Source organism: Trichocoleus sp. FACHB-262 (assembly GCF_014696035.1).
Taxonomy (GTDB): Bacteria; Cyanobacteriota; Cyanobacteriia; order FACHB-46; family FACHB-46; genus Trichocoleus.
This window is the reverse complement of the sequence record NZ_JACJPK010000017.1, coordinates 617477-634985: the sequence shown is the minus strand read 5'-3', so window position 1 is coordinate 634985 and position 17509 is coordinate 617477. Positions and strand designations below refer to the sequence as shown.

Here is a 17509-nt window from a genome sequence, read left to right as displayed (position 1 = left end):
AGAAAACTATGGATCGAACTGAGTTAGCCTTTACCCCCGCTGTTGAGCAAGCGCAACTAATTCGTGCTAAAACGGTGTCGCCGTTAGAACTAGTCGAGCTGTATCTGGAGCGGATTCAACGGCTGGATGATCAGTTAGGCAGCTATTTCACAGTTACGGCAGAGCAGGCGATCGCAGATGCCAAAGCCAAAACAGAGATTCTTGCTCAGAACAACGTTGATGAACTGCCACCGTTTTTTGGGGTGCCGATTTCAATTAAAGATTTGAGTGCGGTGCTAGGGGTGCGTTGTACCTACGGCACTCCGGTAATGAAAGACAATATCGCCAACTATGAAGATGGCGTGGTGACGCGGATCAAGCAGGCAGGCTTTGTGATCCTAGGCAAAACCGCAACGTCTGAGCTGGGTTCTTTTCCTTACACGGAACCTCTAGGATTTCCTCCCGCTCGAAACCCTTGGGATTTGGACTACACGCCCGGTGGGTCTAGCGGTGGGGCAGCAGCAGCAGTGGCGGCAGGGTTTTGTGCGATCGCCCAAGGCTCTGATGGCGGCGGTTCGATTCGAGGACCAGCGGCTTGTTGTGGGTTGGTGGGCATTAAGCCTTCTAGAGGCCGAATTAGCTATGCACCCGTAGGCGATCGCTTGAATGGGCTCGCCACCAATGGCCCTTTGGCCCGCACCGTCACAGACGCGGCAGCCCTGCTAGATGTGATGTCCGGTTACACCACAGGTGATCCTTATTGGCTCCCAGACGCGAATCCTTCTTTTCTCAAGGTGGCAGAGCAAGCCAAAGCTACGGCTGGGCAACCTGTACCACCGCTCCGAATTGCGTTCTCGACTGCGGTGCAACCGATTGGAGAAGCTGACCCCGTCTGTCAGCAAGCGGTTTTAGATACAGTGAAGTTGTTAGAAAAGATGGGGCATCAAGTTGAACCGGGTTGTCCTGACTTTGCGGATCTGGTAGAGCCGTTTACAGTGGTTTGGCGAGCGGGGGTGGCAGCATCCGGGATTCCAGGCGAGTATCTGCAACCGATGAATCGCTGGATGCTAGAGCAGTCTGGCTCTTGTGGAGAATATTTACAAGCGGTCGCGATGATGCAGACGATCGCCCGTCGCATTGTGGCTTTCTTCAATACCTATGATGCGCTGGTGCTACCCGTCTTTCTGCACCCCACGATTCGGGTGGGAGAATGGGCTGACTTAGGCCCTGCCGAAACTTTGCAGAAAATTACCAATTGGGTCGCTCCTTCGCCGCCATTTAATGCCAGTGGTCAACCTGCGATCGCCCTTCCGACAGGATTTGACACGCGGGGGTTGCCTGTGGGGGTGCAAGTTGTGGGGCGACCTGCGGCGGAGTCTACCTTGATTGCTTTGGCGGCTCAGATTGAAGCCTTACAGCCTTGGAGCGATCGCCGTCCTCGCTTCGCTCTTTGAGTCAGCGTCAACATGAAAGTGAGATTGCCTTGGCCACCTGTTCGGCCCCGTCGTACTTGGACCCCCCATCTCGTTTTAGGGGGAGCATTGCTACTAACCACCGTTGCGACTGCTTACGTGGCGACTGTGGCGCGAGCCAAAGACCAAATACGATTCGAGAATGCAGTTCAGCGGACTGAAGATGCAATTCAAAATCGTTTAGAAACTTACATCGCCCTACTACGCTCCAGTAGTGGATTGTTTGCTGTCAATCAGCGCCTTACCTCAGCCCAATTTCGCACTTATGTAAAACGGGTAGAACTGGGGCGGCGTTATCCAGGCACTCAAGGGATTGGTTTCTCGGTACGACTGAGAGCAGACGACAAGGATGCTTTTATTGGCGAGATGCGACAGCAGGGCTTTACCAACTTTGCCATTCAACCAGACTTTCCGCGAGCCGAGTACCACGCCATTATTTACTTAGAACCCTTCGACCAGCGCAATCGAGCAGCCCTCGGGTTCGATATGTTTACAGAACCCGTGCGCCGGGCAGCGATGGAGCAGGCTCGCGATACTGGAGCTGCGGCAGCTTCGGGTCGAGTGACTCTCTTACAAGAGATTGAGCAGAATAAGCAAGCAGGTTTTTTGATCTATGTACCGCTGTATCGTACGGGGGATACTCCTGGTACGGTCGCCGGGCGGCGGTCAGCTTTGCAAGGCTTCGTCTACAGTCCTTTCCGAGCCGATGACCTGATGGCAGGTATCTTCGGCAATGAACAATATCCAGCGGTTGAGTTCCAAATTTATGACGGATCTGATCGAAATCCACAAAACTTGCTGCACCGCTCGGATCGATTGCGGGTTCACCAACGCTTGCCTTACCGTCCTCGGTTCACTACATCCAGGGCGATCGCCATTGCGGGTCGAGCTTGGCACATCACTTTCACCTCTAGCCCAGAGTTTGAACTAGCTTCTAGCAAGAGCTTCGTACCATACATTGCCTTGAGTGGAATTGGGTTGAGTTTGGCGCTGTTTTGGGTGACGCGATCGCAAGTACAGGCTCGGTCTGTCGCTGAGCGATCGCTGGCGGAGTTATACCAGTCAGAACAAGCGCTGCGCCAGAGTGAAGAACGCTTCCGGACGCTAATTGAGCAATCACCTTGGAGCACCCAAATTTTCGCACCCGATGGTCGCACGATTCAGGTGAACCAGGCTTGGGAAGAACTGTGGGGCATCACGCTAGAGCAGTTGGGTGACTACAACGTTTTGGCCGATCAGCAATTGGTCGAGAAAGGCCTCATGCCCTATCTTCAACGAGGATTTGCCGGAGTTGCCACCGCTATCCCAGCGGTCTTGTATGACTTAGAAGCTACGCTACCCGGTGTGGCTTCGCGCTCAGACTCTCAGTGTTGGGTGAGAGCCTTTATCTACCCCGTGAAAGATAAGCAGGGCCGCCCGCGTGAGGTAGTACTCATGCATGAGGATATTACTGAACAAAAACAAATAGAAACTGCTCTCAGAAATAGCGAAGGGCGCTTCCGGCGTTTATTTGAAGCAGATATTATCGGTTTGTTTTTTGCGGGGCGCACTGGCAACATCTTGGAAGCCAACCACGCCTTTCTGCAAATGGTCGGTTACACACCCGAAGACTTGTCAGCAGGTCGGCTGCGTTGGGATGCCTTGACTCCTGCTGAATATCGCTATCTAGATGAGCAGGCCATTCTAGAAGATCAGAGAGGTGGCGTTTGCTCTGCTTACGAAAAGGAATTCATTCGCAAAGATGGCAGTCGGATTCCGGTTTTGGTGGGTGGTGCCCGACTGGAAGAAGATCCAAATGTAGGGATTACCTTTGCCTTAGATTTAACCGAGCGCAAGCGAGCAGAAGAGGCGCTACGATTCCTCGCACAAGCTAGTACGGTTCTTGCTTCCTCTCTGGAATACGAAACTACCCTCACGAGCGTCGCTCAACTGGTGGTGCCCACTTTAGCGGATTGGTGTGGGGTGGATATCATTCAGCCCGATGGTACGGTGCAGCAACTGGTGGTTGCCCATGTTGATCCAGCCAAAGTCAAGCTAGGCCATAAACTCCGCCAGCAATATCCACTCGATCCGAATGCTTCCACAGGTCTAGCCCAAGTGTTACGGACTGGCCATTCTGAACTTTACCCAGAAGTTACCGATGACATGCTGGTGCAGGGAGCCCGGGATCCTCAGCATTTGGAGCTGATGCGGGAAATTGGCTTCAAATCTTTAATGATCGTGCCGCTGGTAGCACGTGAGCAGATTCTAGGAGCTATCATCTTTGTTGCCGCTGAGTCAGGTCGACGTTATGGTAAAGCTGACTTGGCCTTGGCAGAAGACTTGGCTCGTCGCGTGGCGATCGCGGTGGATAATGCTCGCCTCTATGCGATCGCTCAACAAGAACGCACCCAAGCCGAAAATGCCAACCGCACCAAAGACGAATTCTTAGCCACCCTGTCCCACGAGTTGCGAACTCCCTTGAATGCCATGCTGGGTTGGACGCAATTGTTGCGATCGAGACAGTTTGACGAAGCGATGGTGGCGCGAGCTTTAGAAACAGTGGAACGGAATACCCGCTCACTGGCAACTTTGATCGAAGATATTTTGGATGTTTCCCGGATCATTACGGGTAAGTTGCGGCTGAAAGTGCGTCCGGTGGATTTGGTGGCAGTGATTGAAGCTGCGATCGAGACAGTGCGTCCTGCTGCCGATGCTAAGCAGATTCTTTTGCAATCTGTGCTGGACTCATCAGCCAGCCCGATCTCCGGAGATAGCGATCGCCTTCAGCAAATTGTCTGGAATCTTCTCTCCAATGCCATTAAGTTCACCCCGTCCGGTGGCCGAGTGCAAATTCAGCTAGCGCGAAGCCAGGCTCAGGCGGAAGTTATCATCAGTGATACAGGGCGAGGCATCAGCCCAGAATTTTTGCCTTATATCTGGGAGCGCTTCCGCCAAGCAGACAGTTCTACCACTCGCTCCTATGGCGGCTTAGGATTGGGACTGGCGATCGTGCGGCACCTGGTAGAACTGCATGGCGGAGTAGTGCAAGCAGAAAGTCTAGGCGAAGGCCAGGGAGCTACTTTTAGGGTTAGATTGCCCTTGATTACGGCTCGCTTAGAATCGACCAGCCCTGAGCCAGCTTCTACGACTAGCAGCAATCTAGGTGTCTCAGAACCCTCTATCGATCTGCAAGGTTTACGAGTGCTGGTGGTGGATGATGAACCCGATGCCCGCGAATTTGTCGCGACTGCTTTAGAACAATGCGGTGCGAGTGTGATTGCGGCTGCTTCTGCCACAGAAGCTTTGGCGGCCATACAGCAGCAACGCCCAGATGTATTGGTGAGTGACATTGGCATGCCAGAGATTGATGGCTATACCCTGATTCATCAAGTGCGATCGCTACCCGTCGAGCAGGGAGGGCACATTCCAGCGGCGGCCTTGACTGCATATGCTAGAGAAGACGACCGAAACCGCGCACTCCTAGCTGGTTTTCAACTGCATGTCCCTAAGCCTGTGAGCCCATCCGACCTGATTGCGACAGTTGCCCACTTAGCAGGACGTAGCACCCCTCACTCAACCTAGATCCACGATCGCTGCCGACTTTCCGCAACGGCTTGACGGGTGCTACGAGCTTGAGCCACTAAGCTTCTAGATTGGGCTACTGCTCTGGTGCATCGCATCCTAGCTCCTAAAGCAATTTCGGTATTTCGCTCCAGCGCAGCCTTGAGGCCAGCAAATCGTCCTTCTAGACCATCCACCTTCTGCCTGAGATCCAAAACATCAACTTCTAACTTCTGATCATTTGCTTTCAAGCTGGCAATCTCAGCAATCAAATGCTCGATGGTGAAAGCCAGATCCAAGTTTTGCCGCAGGGCTTCTACCACTAAATCGGCTTTATCTACGCCAGTTATGGCCGATCGCAACTCCAGAGCTTCAAAAACTTCTGCTGGGATGTTTAGCCCTTTGAGGTTTGGATTCATAGCACAACTAGAAGGGTCATTACCCTTTCCCTCTCATGAATGAATTGAGCAAAATCAAAAAAGCAGAGTTGGTTGCTTGACAGACTCTAAGTGTGTCCTCTGTGCCAATTTCTACTAAATCACTAAATCATGAATCAGTCTATCGTGGCAGCAAATTGGGTTTTAGCGTTGGCCTTAAGAGAATTCGCTATAAGCCGTAAATCTATCTAGGCTCATGGATGCAGGCTGAGGTGGACTGTCCAAACTGTCCAGCCTTTCCTGTTGTAGTTGCAGGACTAACCACTGAATTTCATCCTGCAACACCATCTCAAATCGTTGCCCGATCGCCGCTTGGTACGGATCACTCGGCGTTGGCTCGGCTTGCTGACTTTCTAAGCGCAACCGACAAGTCATTAAGCGGTGCTTAATTAACTTCAGCCGCTCGGCCGGCTCTATGTGGCTAAAGAAGAAAACCTTGATGCAAAACCGCGATCGCGCATTTACCCAACTTTCGTGGGGGTGAGCCATCATTTCTTGCTTCCAGCGATCGCGTCCTTGAGATGTAATTTGGTAGATCTTCCGGCTGGGGCCTCCCTGACTCGCTTCCTCAGTTTGAGTCATGATGTCACCCCGGTCCTCTAAGCGTTTCAGCAAGGGATAAATCGCCCCATAGTTGACGCTAATACAACCACTCATAAACTGCTCTAGCTGCTGTTTGAGGCGATATCCATGCAACGGTTGCTGTTGCAGAAGTCCGAGAGCGGCTAGTTCAAGCATGGGCTAATTCAAAGAATTTGCTTATAACAAATTGATATACCTAGTAAGTGTACCGAAATTTGTAAAGCAAAGTTAAAATTTCAGAAACGACGTTCGAGTGGTTCGTTCAAGTTATGCCACAGTCTGCTGACGTAAAGCCTCAAACCTCAGAACGATTTCCGCTACTGCTGGCCAGTCGAGCGTTGCTGCTGATGCTGCTGGTAACTGTATCAGGCTGCGGAATTTTCACCAAAGCAGATGCAGAAGCACCTCGGCAGCAGAACGGAGGGGCACGCGGTGGCCCAACTCCAGTGGATGTGGCGATCGCTGAAACTGGCTCCTTGCAAGAAAATTTGGAATTTACTGGAACAACTCAGCCCTTGCGGGAAGTGTCTCTGCGGGCTCAAGTGGAAGGCCAATTGCTCGATCTCCTCGTTGATGCGGGGGATACGGTGGGTAGAGGCCAGACAGTCGCCCAGTTAGATGCTTCGCTGTTGGCTACTTCAGTCACAGAAGCCCAAGCGGAATTGGCTACCCGTCAGTCGGAAGTGGCTCAAGCTGAGGCAGAAGTGAATGATGCCAGGACGCAGGTGGAAGAAGCGCGGCTCCAACTGCAACAAGCCCAATCCGATGCGGCGCGGCTCCAACAGTTGTTGCGTGAAGGAGCGATCGCCGCTCAGCTTGCTGAACAAGCCCAGACTGAAGCTCGTACTGCGGCTCAAGCTCTACGCTCGGCTCAAGAGCAAGTTCGCACCAGGCAGCAGGCAGTGGTGGCGGCTCAAGGGCGGGTGGCCGCTCAGCGGGCTGTGGTGGCTCAAGCGAACGAGCGGCAATCTTATGCAACGCTGAGTTCCCCGGTGACAGGTGTCGTGCTGAAGCGAGAAATGGACCCAGGCACTTTGGTGCAACCAGGCACCGAGATTCTGCGCTTGGGTGATTTGAGCAGCGCTAAAGTCATCGTCAACGTCGCGGATAAGCAACTCGGCACCATTCGCCAAGGTCAAGACGTGCGGGTGAGCTTAGATGCGTTTCCCAATCAAGTCTTTAGCGGGGAAGTAACTCGGATTACGCCTGTGGCAAATGCTCTTTACGTCCCGATTGAAGTTACGATTCCCAACGAGAATGGTCGTGTGGGTAGTGGGCTATTTGCGCGAGTGAGTTTTGTGCAGGGGCGATCGCAACGGGTCGTAGTGCCAGAATCGGCCATTCAGTCAGAGCGAGGTCAGCGAGACCAGCAAGGTCAGCAACAGCGCAATAACGCCACTAGTAATGCCACTTTATTTGTCGTGGATGGCAATACCCAAGAACCCAAAGCCGTGGCCCGCTCTGTCACCTTAGGCCAGCAAGCCAACGGCAAAGTGGAAATCTTGTCTGGCTTGCGAGCAGGGGAAGAGTTTGTGGCTCGCAGTGGCCGACCGCTGAAAGATGGTGCTCCAGTGCGTCTGAGCATTCTCTCAGAAACTCAACCTGGCCGAACTCAAAAACCAACTCAACCCACTCAAACCACCCAGCCTACCCGAACGACTCAACCTAATCCAAACCAAGGGAAACAGCGGTAATGCAAGCTCCTCAACCCAAAGGCTTTAGCGTCAGTGCGATCGCGATTCGTCAGCATATCGGTACCCTGATGCTGACTCTGGCCGTGATTGTGGTGGGAATTTTCTTTCTCACGACGCTGCAAGTTGATCTGCTGCCCTCCATTACCTATCCCCGGATTGGGGTGCGAGTCGATGCGCCGGGAGTTTCCCCAGAAGTGGCCGTTGATGAAGTCACCAAGCCCCTGGAAGAAGCGCTCTCTGCAACCGAGGGAGTGGTGCAAGTCTATTCCCAAACGCGCGAAGGACAGGTGAGCTTAGACCTATTCTTTCAACCAGGCGGTGATATTGACCAAGCTCTGAATGAAGCCACGGCTGCCTTCAACCGAGCTAGGGGGCGTTTGCCAGAGACGGTAGAAGAGCCGCGCCTGTTTAAGGTTGATCCGTCGCAATTACCTGTTTATGAGTTTGCTTTAACTTCGCCTTCCCGTGAAAGTGTGGACTTGCGCGTGTTTGCTGATGAAGAGCTAGCCCGTGAGTTAGGCGTTGTCCCTGGGGTTGCTTCTGTCGATGTCTCCGGTGGTGTGGCCGAAGAAGTCCGAGTCAACATCGATCTCAACCGTCTGCAAGCGTCTGGTGTGGGGCTGACAGATGTGTTGAATACCCTGCGCGATCGCAACGTCGATGTGGCTGGAGGTCGCATTCTAGGCTCTAGTGTAGAACCGCTGACCCGCACCGTGGGCCGATTTCAAAACGCCAACGAAATTGCTAATTTGTCATTTGAAACGAGAGGCAGCAGCTCCGCTACGAACCAAGCACCTAGTAGCGGAACCACACAAGGGGGGAACAGTACTTCCTCTGCAAGTTCTCCTCTGACTAGTCGGGTTTACTTGCGAGACTTTGCTGAGATTATTGACGGTAATGAAGACCAGCGTGTATTTGTGGCGCTGAATGGCCAGCCTGCCGTTAAAGTCAGCGTGCAAAAGCAGCCCGATGCCAACACAGTTGCAGTGGTAGATGGTGTCAAAAAAAGGCTGGAAGCCCTCAAGCAGTCTGGTTTGATTCCAGAAGACTTAGAGATCCGTCCAACCTTGGATGAGTCGCGCTTTATTCGTAACTCCATCTCCGATGTGACAGGTTCCGGGATAGCAGGCGCAGGTTTAGCAGCTCTCTCAGTTCTGGTGTTTTTAGGTTCATTACGACAGACATTCATTATCTCCCTCACGATTCCTTTGTGTGCCTTGGCAGCGGCGATCGTGATGAAGCTGTCTGGTTTCTCCCTCAACGTCTTTAGTCTAGGGGGGCTCGCCATTAGTATTGGCCAAGCGGTGGATACCTCTGTGGTCATTTTGGAGAACATTAATAAGCGAGTCGCAGAATCAAGGCAAAGTGCAGGCGAGGGAACTGCAACTGAGTATTCGACCCAAGCCGCGAATGAAATCGTTGAGGAGAGTAGCCGAGAAGTTGAGTCTTCCTTGGTGGCAGCGACTGGAGCCAACTTAGTGTCGGTCCTGCCATTTGTCCTGATTGGCGGTTTTGTCTCCTTACTCTTCAACGAATTAATTCTCACCATTTGCTTTGCGGTGGTTGCTTCTCTCGTTGTTGCCGTCACAGTGGTGCCGATGCTCTCGGCGCGACTGCTGATGCTGCCTTGGTCGAGTCATGTCGATCGCTTTTGGGTATTGCGGAAATTTAACGAACGCTTCGACTCAGCCACTCGTAGCTACGCTAATACTTTAGCCAAAGTGGTGCGTCACCGATTGGTCGTGGTTGCGATCGTCATTGTCGTTTTAGGCGGCGGCAGCTTATGGATGGCAGGTCAAATTTCTCAAGAAATTTTGCCACGCATCAGCACAGGTCAAGCCAACTTATCGGCTCAGTTTCCCCCAGGCACCCCGCTAGAAACCAGTCAGAAGGTGATGACCAGAGTCGATCAAATTCTGCTGGAACAGCCTGAAACAGATTACGCCTTCACGACGGTGGGGGGGTCTTTGTTTGGCAGCAATACCAGTGCCAACCCACTTCGAGCTACCAGCACGGTGACGCTCAAGCCTGGGAGTGATGTTGAAGCTTATGTAGCTCGAGTCAGCAAAGAGTTTGACAAACTAAATTTGGCTGGTATCCGACTGCGGTTGAATCCTGGCCAAGTGCGAGGCATTGTGCTAAATAACTCTCCGGTGCGAGGGGCAGAAATTGATGTAATTCTCCAAGGCCCGAATGCTCAACAACTGAGCCAAGCTGGACGCCAAGCGTTGCAAGCTTTAGATGATCGCGTTGCTCTCGCCAGCTTCCGACCCGATGCAGATGAACGCCAACCCGAAGTACAGATTCGTCCAGATTGGGAACGTCTGGCTACTGTCGGTTTAACGACTCAAGATATTGGTGACACCATTCAAACTGCCCTAGAAGGCTCAGTACCCACGCAACTCCAGCGAGGCAATCGCTTAGTGGATGTGCGAGTAGAACTCAATCAGACAGCAATCCAGCAAGCCTCTGAATTGGCTCAACTTCCCTTGTTTGTCGAAGATAGCCGCCGGATTCGACTTGGTGATGTGGCTCGGATTGAAGAAGGTCAAGCACCTGGTGAAATTCAGCGCATCAACCAGCGGCAAGTATTTATCATTGCAGGCAGCTTGAATGAGGGAGCTAGTTTGGGCGCAGCCCTGGAGGAAGTCAATGCAGTCCTAGCTGGAATTGAGCTACCCGAAGGAGTATCAGTGTTGCCTAGCTCTGCGGCGGAGTCGAGTCGTCAGTTGCAAGATTCTCTGAAGACCCTGGGTGGGCTGGCTGCGTTTCTGGTCTTTGTGGTCATGGCGGTGCAGTACAACTCCCTGATTGATCCGTTGGTGATCATGCTGACTGTGCCTTTAGCGCTAGCAGGTGGCATTTTAGGTCTGTACGTCACCAAAACCGCGATCGGTGCCACAGTCGTAGTTGGAGCCGTTTTGCTCGTGGGGATTGTGGTCAACAACGCCATCATCATGGTGGAACTAGCCAATCAGATCCGGGAAGAAGAGGATTGCGATCGCCGCACCGCCATTCTCACCGCCGCTCCTCAACGTTTACGTCCGATTATGATGACCACTGTCACCACCGTTCTAGGCTTGTTTCCCCTCGCGCTGGGAATTGGAGAAGGGTCAGAATTTTTGCAGCCTCTAGGGATCGTGGTTTTCTTTGGGATGTCCCTTGCTACAGTGCTCACTCTATTTATCATTCCCTGCTTCTACACCTTGCTCCATGATTGGCATGGTGGCTTCGGACGCAAACGGCGCTTGGCTCCTCAACCCATTCCTGTGGAAGTACCCCCTCCTACAGTTTCCGGGCGACGCTAAAAGCTAACTCTTGGTAGACGCAGAACGGAGAAGCGATCGCTATCTTTGGGCTAGCGTTTCCTAGAGTTTCTATGCCCTCTGCCTCTCAATCCCGTTATCGCCGCAAAGAAATCCTTCGGGGTATCTTTGCGGTTTGTCTGATTATTGTTGGCATCAGCCACTTCGTCAGACCAGAACAATACGCCCGCATCGTACCGCCACCGTTTCCCCCCTTCGCCTCCGTCTACATCAGTGGCGTTTTTGAGATTCTGGGAGGCATTGGCTTAATGATTCCCTTCGTTAGTGTGGCAGCAGCTTGGGGCTTAATTTCCCTGTTTATTGCGGTGTTCCCTGCCAATATCTACATGACATTGCACAACATCAAGATTGACGGGATCCCCCAAAACCAAGCTCTGTACTGGGCTAGGCTTCCTCTCCAAGCTGTACTGATTGCCTGGGCCTACTGGTACACCCGTAACCCAGAAACCCAAGCAGGAAGTGACTTAATCCCTAATTCCTTCCCCGAAGCGAAGACGCACTAATTTAGTAAACAACGGAAGTTAATTTGTTTTGGAGGGAGTCTGAGGGACGGTTGCGTCCCTCAGCGGGGGTTGGGGGGCAAACGCCCTCAATGGCTTGGTTCTTAGCAAATACTTAACGATTGTCGTACCGCTTCCAATAACGGTGATGACGGATCACCTCATCCGTACTCGTCTCAAACGGATAAGACCCACCCAAAACCTGGATTTTAGAACACCCAAACAAGCTTTGTAGCCTGGTTGAAATGGGTAGCAAACTGTTGATCACCTGCGATCGCACATTGCTACTCGTACAAGTAATAATTAGCTCCACCCCTCGCTCTAGCGGTACCAGTTGCCAATCGCAAAAACTAAAGAGCGGGTTGAGCGTACGACTGAAAGAACTAGAAAAACGTTGATACCGAGCAGCGGCCTGACTAAACTGCTGAGCGATCGCGGTATCGGTACTCCCAGAATGAGGCTGGTCATCTGGCTGTGTATTCATTCTTACTGTGTGTGAAGTCGCGAACTTGGATTTAGTATTCTTACGCGATCCTGGGATTCCAATCAAGCCTGTTTTTACGGCTTATTTTGCTCCTTAGGAATTTTCAGTTAAATCCGCGATCGCTTAGTGCTTTTATATACGTTCACATCACCGAAAAATAACTTTAGCAACTAAACAACTTCACTCTCATCCGCGACATTTCCTCAATCCAATAGGAGTAAAGCAAGCTCATGCGGTTGGATGACCACACCGTAGGAGGTGACAGCAGTGCTGCCAAAGCTAACTTGAGATCAATCAAGCCCTTACTCAAGCAGCAGGAATTGCATCATGGCTTACTCTCTAACTCAAATCAAAGAAGTTTTGGATGGATTGGGATATAATCTAGGCCCCAACGGCATTAACGGCAACTACGACGCTACCTTAGATATCTACACTCAGGCGGCATTACGCGAATTTCAAGCCCAATACAGCTTGCCAATCACAGGCAGATTAGATGCCGCAACAGAAATTAAAGCTGGACAAATCGTGAAAAATCTCCAGTACAGCTTGAATCTAACCGTCAATGCTAAGCTACCTGTAAGCGAATTTTACGGTCCTCTGACTCTGCGAGCCATGAAGACCTTCCAACAAACCTATAGCTTGCCAGCAACTGGAATTGCTAATTTAACCGTTCGGAAAAAGCTGGACGAAGAAGCTAAAAAGCGTCTGCCTCGTGGTGCAGATTTCAATGCTCTCCAAGAGGAAGCCCTACAACAAGTAGTCTAATTAACTGCTTAAACTTAATCATTGTGACGAACTTCTTGCTCTCATCCCCCTACTCAGGGGGTTTTTTGCGTTTTTAGCTTTTCTACAGGTTAAAGCAAATAGCTGCCAACCCACCTGAGTTAGTCTCTGGTAAGCCTCCAGGGCATCTGGTTGTAGTTTTAGTTGAGAGAAAACGGCGATCGCCTAAGCGTGTTGATCTGCATTTGTCTCAACCCCCAGTAGCTTCAGCGTTCTAGCAGTTCTACTTCCATCACTTGTTTGAGTGGGCAGTACCCACCTGCATGTGAGAATGCAAACGCATCTCTGAGAGTTTGAGCGAACCAAAGTTCCAGGGCTTGAGGTGGTGCCTGATTCTCTGCTTCAGCCTTAGTACAAAATTAGAAAAGCTATCTACTTGCGACTGATTGGCTAGATTAATTAGCAGCAGTCATCTTTAAACTCTGCTACAACCAGGACTCCTCCATGCAACCGCTTGCCGCCTTGCCACATCGCTGTTGATGCTGCTTCGTGTAGAGCAACAAAATTTTTGCCATGTGCTGGATAAAAAGCAATTCCGCATGAAACTGTGAAAGCAGCTTGAATCTTGAGATAACTTCTGTCGGGAAAACAGTAGGAGCGTTCCGCTGGGGGTACGAATGAAAAGTGCTGTCTGACCATGCCACAAACTTTCATTCCGATTGAGGCAACTTCTGCCATCTGTCTTCTACCTAGAAAAACTACAAACTCATCTCCACCAGAACGAAAAACGCTTGCATCTTTTGGCGTTACCTGGCAGATCAGATGGGCAAGCTGTCTGAGCTTGTTATCCCCTGCTTGATGACCATAGCGATCGTTAAAGAGGATAAATCCATCAATGTCTAACAAAAGCATTCCAAACTGATCCTGCTCACCCACCAAATGGGCAAAGTGCTCCTGCATTAACTTCAGAGTAGGTAAGCCAGTTAAAGGATCATGGTCTGGATGGTCCATTTTGCTCTAGCAATGTATTTCAAGCTCAAATAACAACTAACTCTGGAGCTGGTTTTGACGGGCGACAGGGAGTGCCTTGTTTTGCGATTTGATTAGAATTTAACCTTACTTGCTCGCAACGACCCTGAGACAGAAGTCTGATAAGATTAAGAGTTTGCAGAGAATCACGCGCATGCGGTCAGGAGACACCCGATATGGCTCGAATGTATTACGACGCTGATGCCAATTTAGACTTATTAGCTGGAAAAACCATTGCAATCATTGGCTATGGCTCTCAAGGTCATGCCCACGCTCTCAATCTCAAAGATAGTGGCATGAACGTCATCGTCGGGCTGTATCCAGGGAGCAAATCTGCTGCAAAGGCCCAAGAATCAGGCTTGACGGTTAAAAGCGTAGCTGATGCTGCGGCTGCGGCTGACTTCATCATGATCTTGTTACCTGATGAAGTGCAAAAGACCGTTTACAAAGAAGAGATTGAACCCAACCTGAAGGCAGGCAAAGTTCTCGCTTTTGCTCACGGCTTCAACATTCACTACGGCCAGATTGTGCCTCCTAGTGATGTAGACGTGGTGATGGCTGCGCCCAAAGGCCCTGGTCACTTGGTGCGTCGGACTTATGAGCAAGGCCAAGGGGTGCCTGCTCTATTTGCGGTGTATCAAGATGCGTCTGGTCAAGCTCGCGATCTCGCGATGGCTTATGCCAAAGGCATTGGTGGCACTCGTGGTGGCATTCTAGAAACTACTTTCCGTGAAGAAACTGAAACTGACTTATTTGGTGAGCAGGTGGTTCTGTGCGGTGGTTTGAGTGCGCTGATCAAGGCTGGGTTCGAGACGTTGGTGAACGCTGGCTATCAACCAGAATTGGCTTACTTTGAGTGCTTGCACGAAGTGAAGCTAATTGTGGATCTGATTGTGGAAGGTGGCTTGGCGAAGATGCGCGATAGCATCTCCAACACAGCCGAGTATGGTGACTTGACTCGTGGTCCTCGCATTGTCACGGACAGCACTCGTGCTGAGATGAAGAAGGTGCTGAGTGAAATTCAGTCGGGTCAGTTTGCCCGTGAGTTTGTGCTAGAAAACCAGTCGGGTAAGGCTGGGTTTACAGCGATGCGTCGTCAGGAAGCAGAACATCCCATTGAGGACGTGGGTAAGGATCTGCGGGCGATGTTTAGCTGGTTGAAGGAAGCCTAAGTGTAGGAGGACTTGGGGGCACCTGCCCCTAAATCCCCATTGAGGCCCCCGCTGGGGACGGTTGCGTCCCCAGCCCCCCTCCGAAAGGGTTTGGTTTTCTTTCAGTTTTTCTATGGATAGGTTTTAGAGCTTAGGGAGCGCTTTGTTCTTGTTCTAAGGCTTTTTCAGTGCGTTCGTAGGGTTTGGTTTTGGGTCGCCAGGAAGGAAAGATACCTGCGATCGCGGAGTTCAAAGCAGTACGGGTGCTGAGGCTGGCTCCACTTAAGGGCTGGGGTAAAAAGCTGTCGCCTAGCGCTACGAATAAAATGGCGACCAGCAAAATGAATGGGATTGGCAGTTTGCGAAACATGGTGGAACTTACCTAAAGGGAACGCGCATCCTCAATTTCAGTTTTCCCTTCAACTTCAGGCCATCCGTCTCATTAAGAGCGGCGTAATAATTATTTAAATTGCTGAGTCTGCTATCAACTCAATTGCGAATTAGGGTTATGCGGCTGCAACTTGACCGAGTTCTTCGGGTTGCAGGTGGGAGTGCAGTACTTGACCATCGCGGAACCAAACGATGCGCTTGGTGAGTCGGGCAACATCGGGTTCGTGGGTGACGATGACGATGGTGATGTCACTGGCGTTGAGTTCGGTGAAGATGTCCATCACTTCTTTGGTAGTGCGGGTGTCGAGTGCGCCTGTAGGTTCATCGGCCAAGAGCAAGACGGGGCGATTGACGATCGCACGGGCAATGGCGACTCGTTGTTGTTGTCCACCAGAGAGTTGGTTGGGTCTATTGTTCATGCGGTTCCCTAAGCCCACCCGTTTCAGGGCTTCTACGGCGCGATCGCGGCGTTCGTCGTTGGGGACGTTGGCGTAAACCATCGGCAGCATCACATTCTCTAAAGCGCTGAGTTGCTGCAATAAATGGAATTGTTGGAAGACAAACCCAATCTTGCGATTGCGGATATGGGCGAGCTCGGCATCTCCAAGGCGAGCAACATCAACACCATCTAGGTAGTAGCTGCCAGATGTGGGGCGATCTAAGCAGCCAATCATGTTCATCATGGTGGATTTCCCGGAACCGGAAGCGCCCATGATGGAGCAATATTCTCCTTTTTCAATCACCAAGTCTACATCTGCGAGCGCTCGGACTTCGGTTTCACCGGAGCCGTAGGTTTTCGCAATATCTTCTAGTCGGATAATCACAGAGTTTGGCATGGCGATCGCTCCTACAGCTCCTTAAGCAATTTTCCGATGCATTTTTTTATGCGCTTTATGCACTTCTCAATGCGACGATGGGGTCTAGTTTCGCGGCTTGACGGGCAGGCACAACTCCGAAGAACAAGCCAATGCCACCCGAAACGCCCACTGCAACCAGAATTGCGATCGGGGAAACGCCTGCTTTTAAGGGAGTAACTGCACCCACTAACCCAATGCCACCAACTCCGATAAAGGTACCGATCGCGCCTCCTAACGCAGCTAAAATCACTGACTCAATCATGAACTGAATCAGGATGTCTTGCTGGGTTGCGCCAATAGCTTTGCGGAGGCCAATTTCATGGGTGCGTTCTCGCACGGATACCAGCATGATGTTCATGATGCCCACGCCACCAACAAAAAGGGAGATACCTGCGATCGCCGCTAGCATAATGGTCAGCGCTCCAGTGACGTTGTCCACTACCTCCAAGGCATCTTTTTGCGATCGCACCGTGAAGTCATCATCTCCAGCGATTTTATGTCGCAGTCTCAGCAAATTGGTGATTTGAAACTGGGCAGCTTCCACACTTTTCTCGTTTTTGGCCGAGGCGACAATGAAGGTTAAGTCGATGCCATAGGGAGAGGTGCGCCCCACAATGCGGCTGGACATGGTGGTGAGTGGGATATAGAGCGTGTCGTCTTGGTTGTTGCCCAGAAATGCTCCTTTCGCCTCCATCACCCCAACGACTTGAAAGCTGACATCTTTAATCCGAATCTGTTTACCGACAGGTTCTTCACTGCCAAACAGCTTTTCGGCAATTTCAGCGCCAAGTGCAACGACTTGGTTATTGCGTTCTAAATCCAGTTGGCTGATAAAGCGGCCTTGGCCGACTTCAAAGTCACGGGCGGTGAGAAATTCTGGTGTGGTGCCAATGATGATGGAGTTGCTGTTCTTATTGCGATAGGTGATTAGTTGCTGACTGTTGATTTGGGGAGCAACGGCACTGACAGATGGAACTTGAGTCGCGATCGCCTGAGCATCAGCCAGGACCAGCGTTTTGGGAACTTCGAAGGTGGAGCGCTGGGCTTCTCTAGAACCAGGCACAATGAACAACACGTTCGGCCCTAAGGATTCAAACTGCTCGGCAGCGTACTTCTGGGCTCCTTGCCCAATTCCTACCATCGCAATCACGGAAGCGTTGCCAATAATGATGCCGAGCATGGTCAGGCTACTTCGCAGTTTGTTGGCAGTAAGGGTGGTGACTGCCATCTTGACGCTTTCTAGCGGATCCATGCTGTGACCTCACAAAGGGCTTGGTAGAACTTGAGCTGACTACAACTTCACCCTAGCGTACAGGCGAGATGTCTTGTTCATTAGACTAGA

The 17509-nt window shown here is 51.4% G+C and carries 14 protein-coding genes; 7 read left to right on the top strand and 7 right to left on the bottom strand.

The features are described from left to right. The first annotated feature begins 8 nt into the window (after nucleotides 1-8). Together H6F68_RS03945 and H6F68_RS03940 are read left to right on the top strand one after the other, a co-directional pair. A complete protein-coding gene (locus H6F68_RS03945; RefSeq protein WP_190556589.1) occupies nucleotides 9-1433 on the top strand; it encodes an amidase in 1425 nt (474 codons plus the stop codon). Between the two features lie 12 nt (nucleotides 1434-1445). Continuing rightward, the gene (locus tag H6F68_RS03940) at nucleotides 1446-5015 is read left to right on the top strand and encodes a CHASE domain-containing protein (RefSeq protein WP_190556587.1); all 3570 of its coding nucleotides are present in this window, start codon (nucleotides 1446-1448) and stop codon (nucleotides 5013-5015) included. On the opposite strand, the gene H6F68_RS03935 is transcribed toward H6F68_RS03940, so the two are convergent. Both H6F68_RS03935 and H6F68_RS03930 read right to left on the bottom strand, forming a co-directional pair. Continuing rightward, complete coding sequence (locus H6F68_RS03935; protein WP_190556585.1) at nucleotides 5012-5413, bottom strand: hypothetical protein; 402 nt, start codon at nucleotides 5411-5413, stop codon at nucleotides 5012-5014. The two genes, H6F68_RS03940 and H6F68_RS03935, sit on opposite strands and share 4 nt — an antisense overlap. A gap of 174 nt (nucleotides 5414-5587) precedes the next feature. Next, nucleotides 5588-6169: a PadR family transcriptional regulator gene (locus H6F68_RS03930; RefSeq protein ID WP_190556583.1), complete on the bottom strand. Its 582-nt coding sequence runs from the start codon at nucleotides 6167-6169 to the stop codon at nucleotides 5588-5590. 113 nt (nucleotides 6170-6282) lie between these two features. On the opposite strand from H6F68_RS03930, the gene H6F68_RS03925 reads away from it, so the two are divergent. From H6F68_RS03925 to H6F68_RS03915, 3 genes are all read left to right on the top strand, one after another. Continuing rightward, entirely contained in the window at nucleotides 6283-7707 is a 1425-nt protein-coding gene (locus H6F68_RS03925) for an efflux RND transporter periplasmic adaptor subunit (protein WP_190556581.1), read from the top strand. Next, a complete protein-coding gene (locus H6F68_RS03920) occupies nucleotides 7707-11015 on the top strand; it encodes an efflux RND transporter permease subunit (protein WP_190556579.1) in 3309 nt (1102 codons plus the stop codon). The genes H6F68_RS03925 and H6F68_RS03920 overlap by 1 nt, the downstream gene beginning before the upstream one ends. Nucleotides 11016-11086: 71 nt before the next feature. Continuing rightward, nucleotides 11087-11536, top strand: a complete 450-nt coding sequence (locus H6F68_RS03915) for a DoxX family protein (protein ID WP_190556577.1) — start codon at nucleotides 11087-11089, stop codon at nucleotides 11534-11536. Nucleotides 11537-11648: 112 nt separating this feature from the next. Here H6F68_RS03915 and H6F68_RS03910 read toward each other — a convergent pair whose 3' ends face one another. Continuing rightward, nucleotides 11649-12017: a hypothetical protein gene (locus tag H6F68_RS03910; protein ID WP_190556575.1), complete on the bottom strand. Its 369-nt coding sequence runs from the start codon at nucleotides 12015-12017 to the stop codon at nucleotides 11649-11651. A gap of 327 nt (nucleotides 12018-12344) precedes the next feature. Here H6F68_RS03910 and H6F68_RS03905 point away from each other — a divergent pair, with 327 nt between their 5' ends. Beyond that, the gene (locus H6F68_RS03905; RefSeq protein ID WP_190431140.1) at nucleotides 12345-12782 is read left to right on the top strand and encodes a peptidoglycan-binding domain-containing protein; all 438 of its coding nucleotides are present in this window, start codon (nucleotides 12345-12347) and stop codon (nucleotides 12780-12782) included. Nucleotides 12783-13199: 417 nt separating this feature from the next. On the opposite strand, the gene H6F68_RS03900 is transcribed toward H6F68_RS03905, so the two are convergent. Further along, on the bottom strand, nucleotides 13200-13751 hold the full coding sequence (locus H6F68_RS03900) for a GGDEF domain-containing protein (protein ID WP_190556573.1): 552 nt from the start codon (nucleotides 13749-13751) through the stop codon (nucleotides 13200-13202). A 194-nt stretch (nucleotides 13752-13945) separates the two neighbouring features. On the opposite strand from H6F68_RS03900, the gene ilvC reads away from it, so the two are divergent. Then, nucleotides 13946-14941, top strand: a complete 996-nt coding sequence (gene ilvC / locus H6F68_RS03895; protein ID WP_190431142.1) for a ketol-acid reductoisomerase — start codon at nucleotides 13946-13948, stop codon at nucleotides 14939-14941. 130 nt (nucleotides 14942-15071) lie between these two features. Here ilvC and H6F68_RS03890 read toward each other — a convergent pair whose 3' ends face one another. The 3 genes from H6F68_RS03890 to H6F68_RS03880 all read right to left on the bottom strand — a co-directional run bounded on the left by H6F68_RS03890 (nucleotide 15072) and on the right by H6F68_RS03880 (nucleotide 17419). Further along, nucleotides 15072-15290, bottom strand: coding sequence for a hypothetical protein (locus H6F68_RS03890; protein WP_190556571.1), 219 nt, complete (start codon nucleotides 15288-15290; stop codon nucleotides 15072-15074). Between the two features lie 136 nt (nucleotides 15291-15426). Next, nucleotides 15427-16146 carry an ABC transporter ATP-binding protein gene (locus H6F68_RS03885; protein WP_199299865.1) on the bottom strand — a complete coding sequence of 240 codons (720 nt, stop codon included), beginning with the start codon at nucleotides 16144-16146 and terminating at the stop codon, nucleotides 15427-15429. Nucleotides 16147-16201: 55 nt separating this feature from the next. Further along, entirely contained in the window at nucleotides 16202-17419 is a 1218-nt protein-coding gene (locus H6F68_RS03880) for an ABC transporter permease (RefSeq protein ID WP_190556569.1), read from the bottom strand. Nucleotides 17420-17509: the final 90 nt, after the last annotated feature.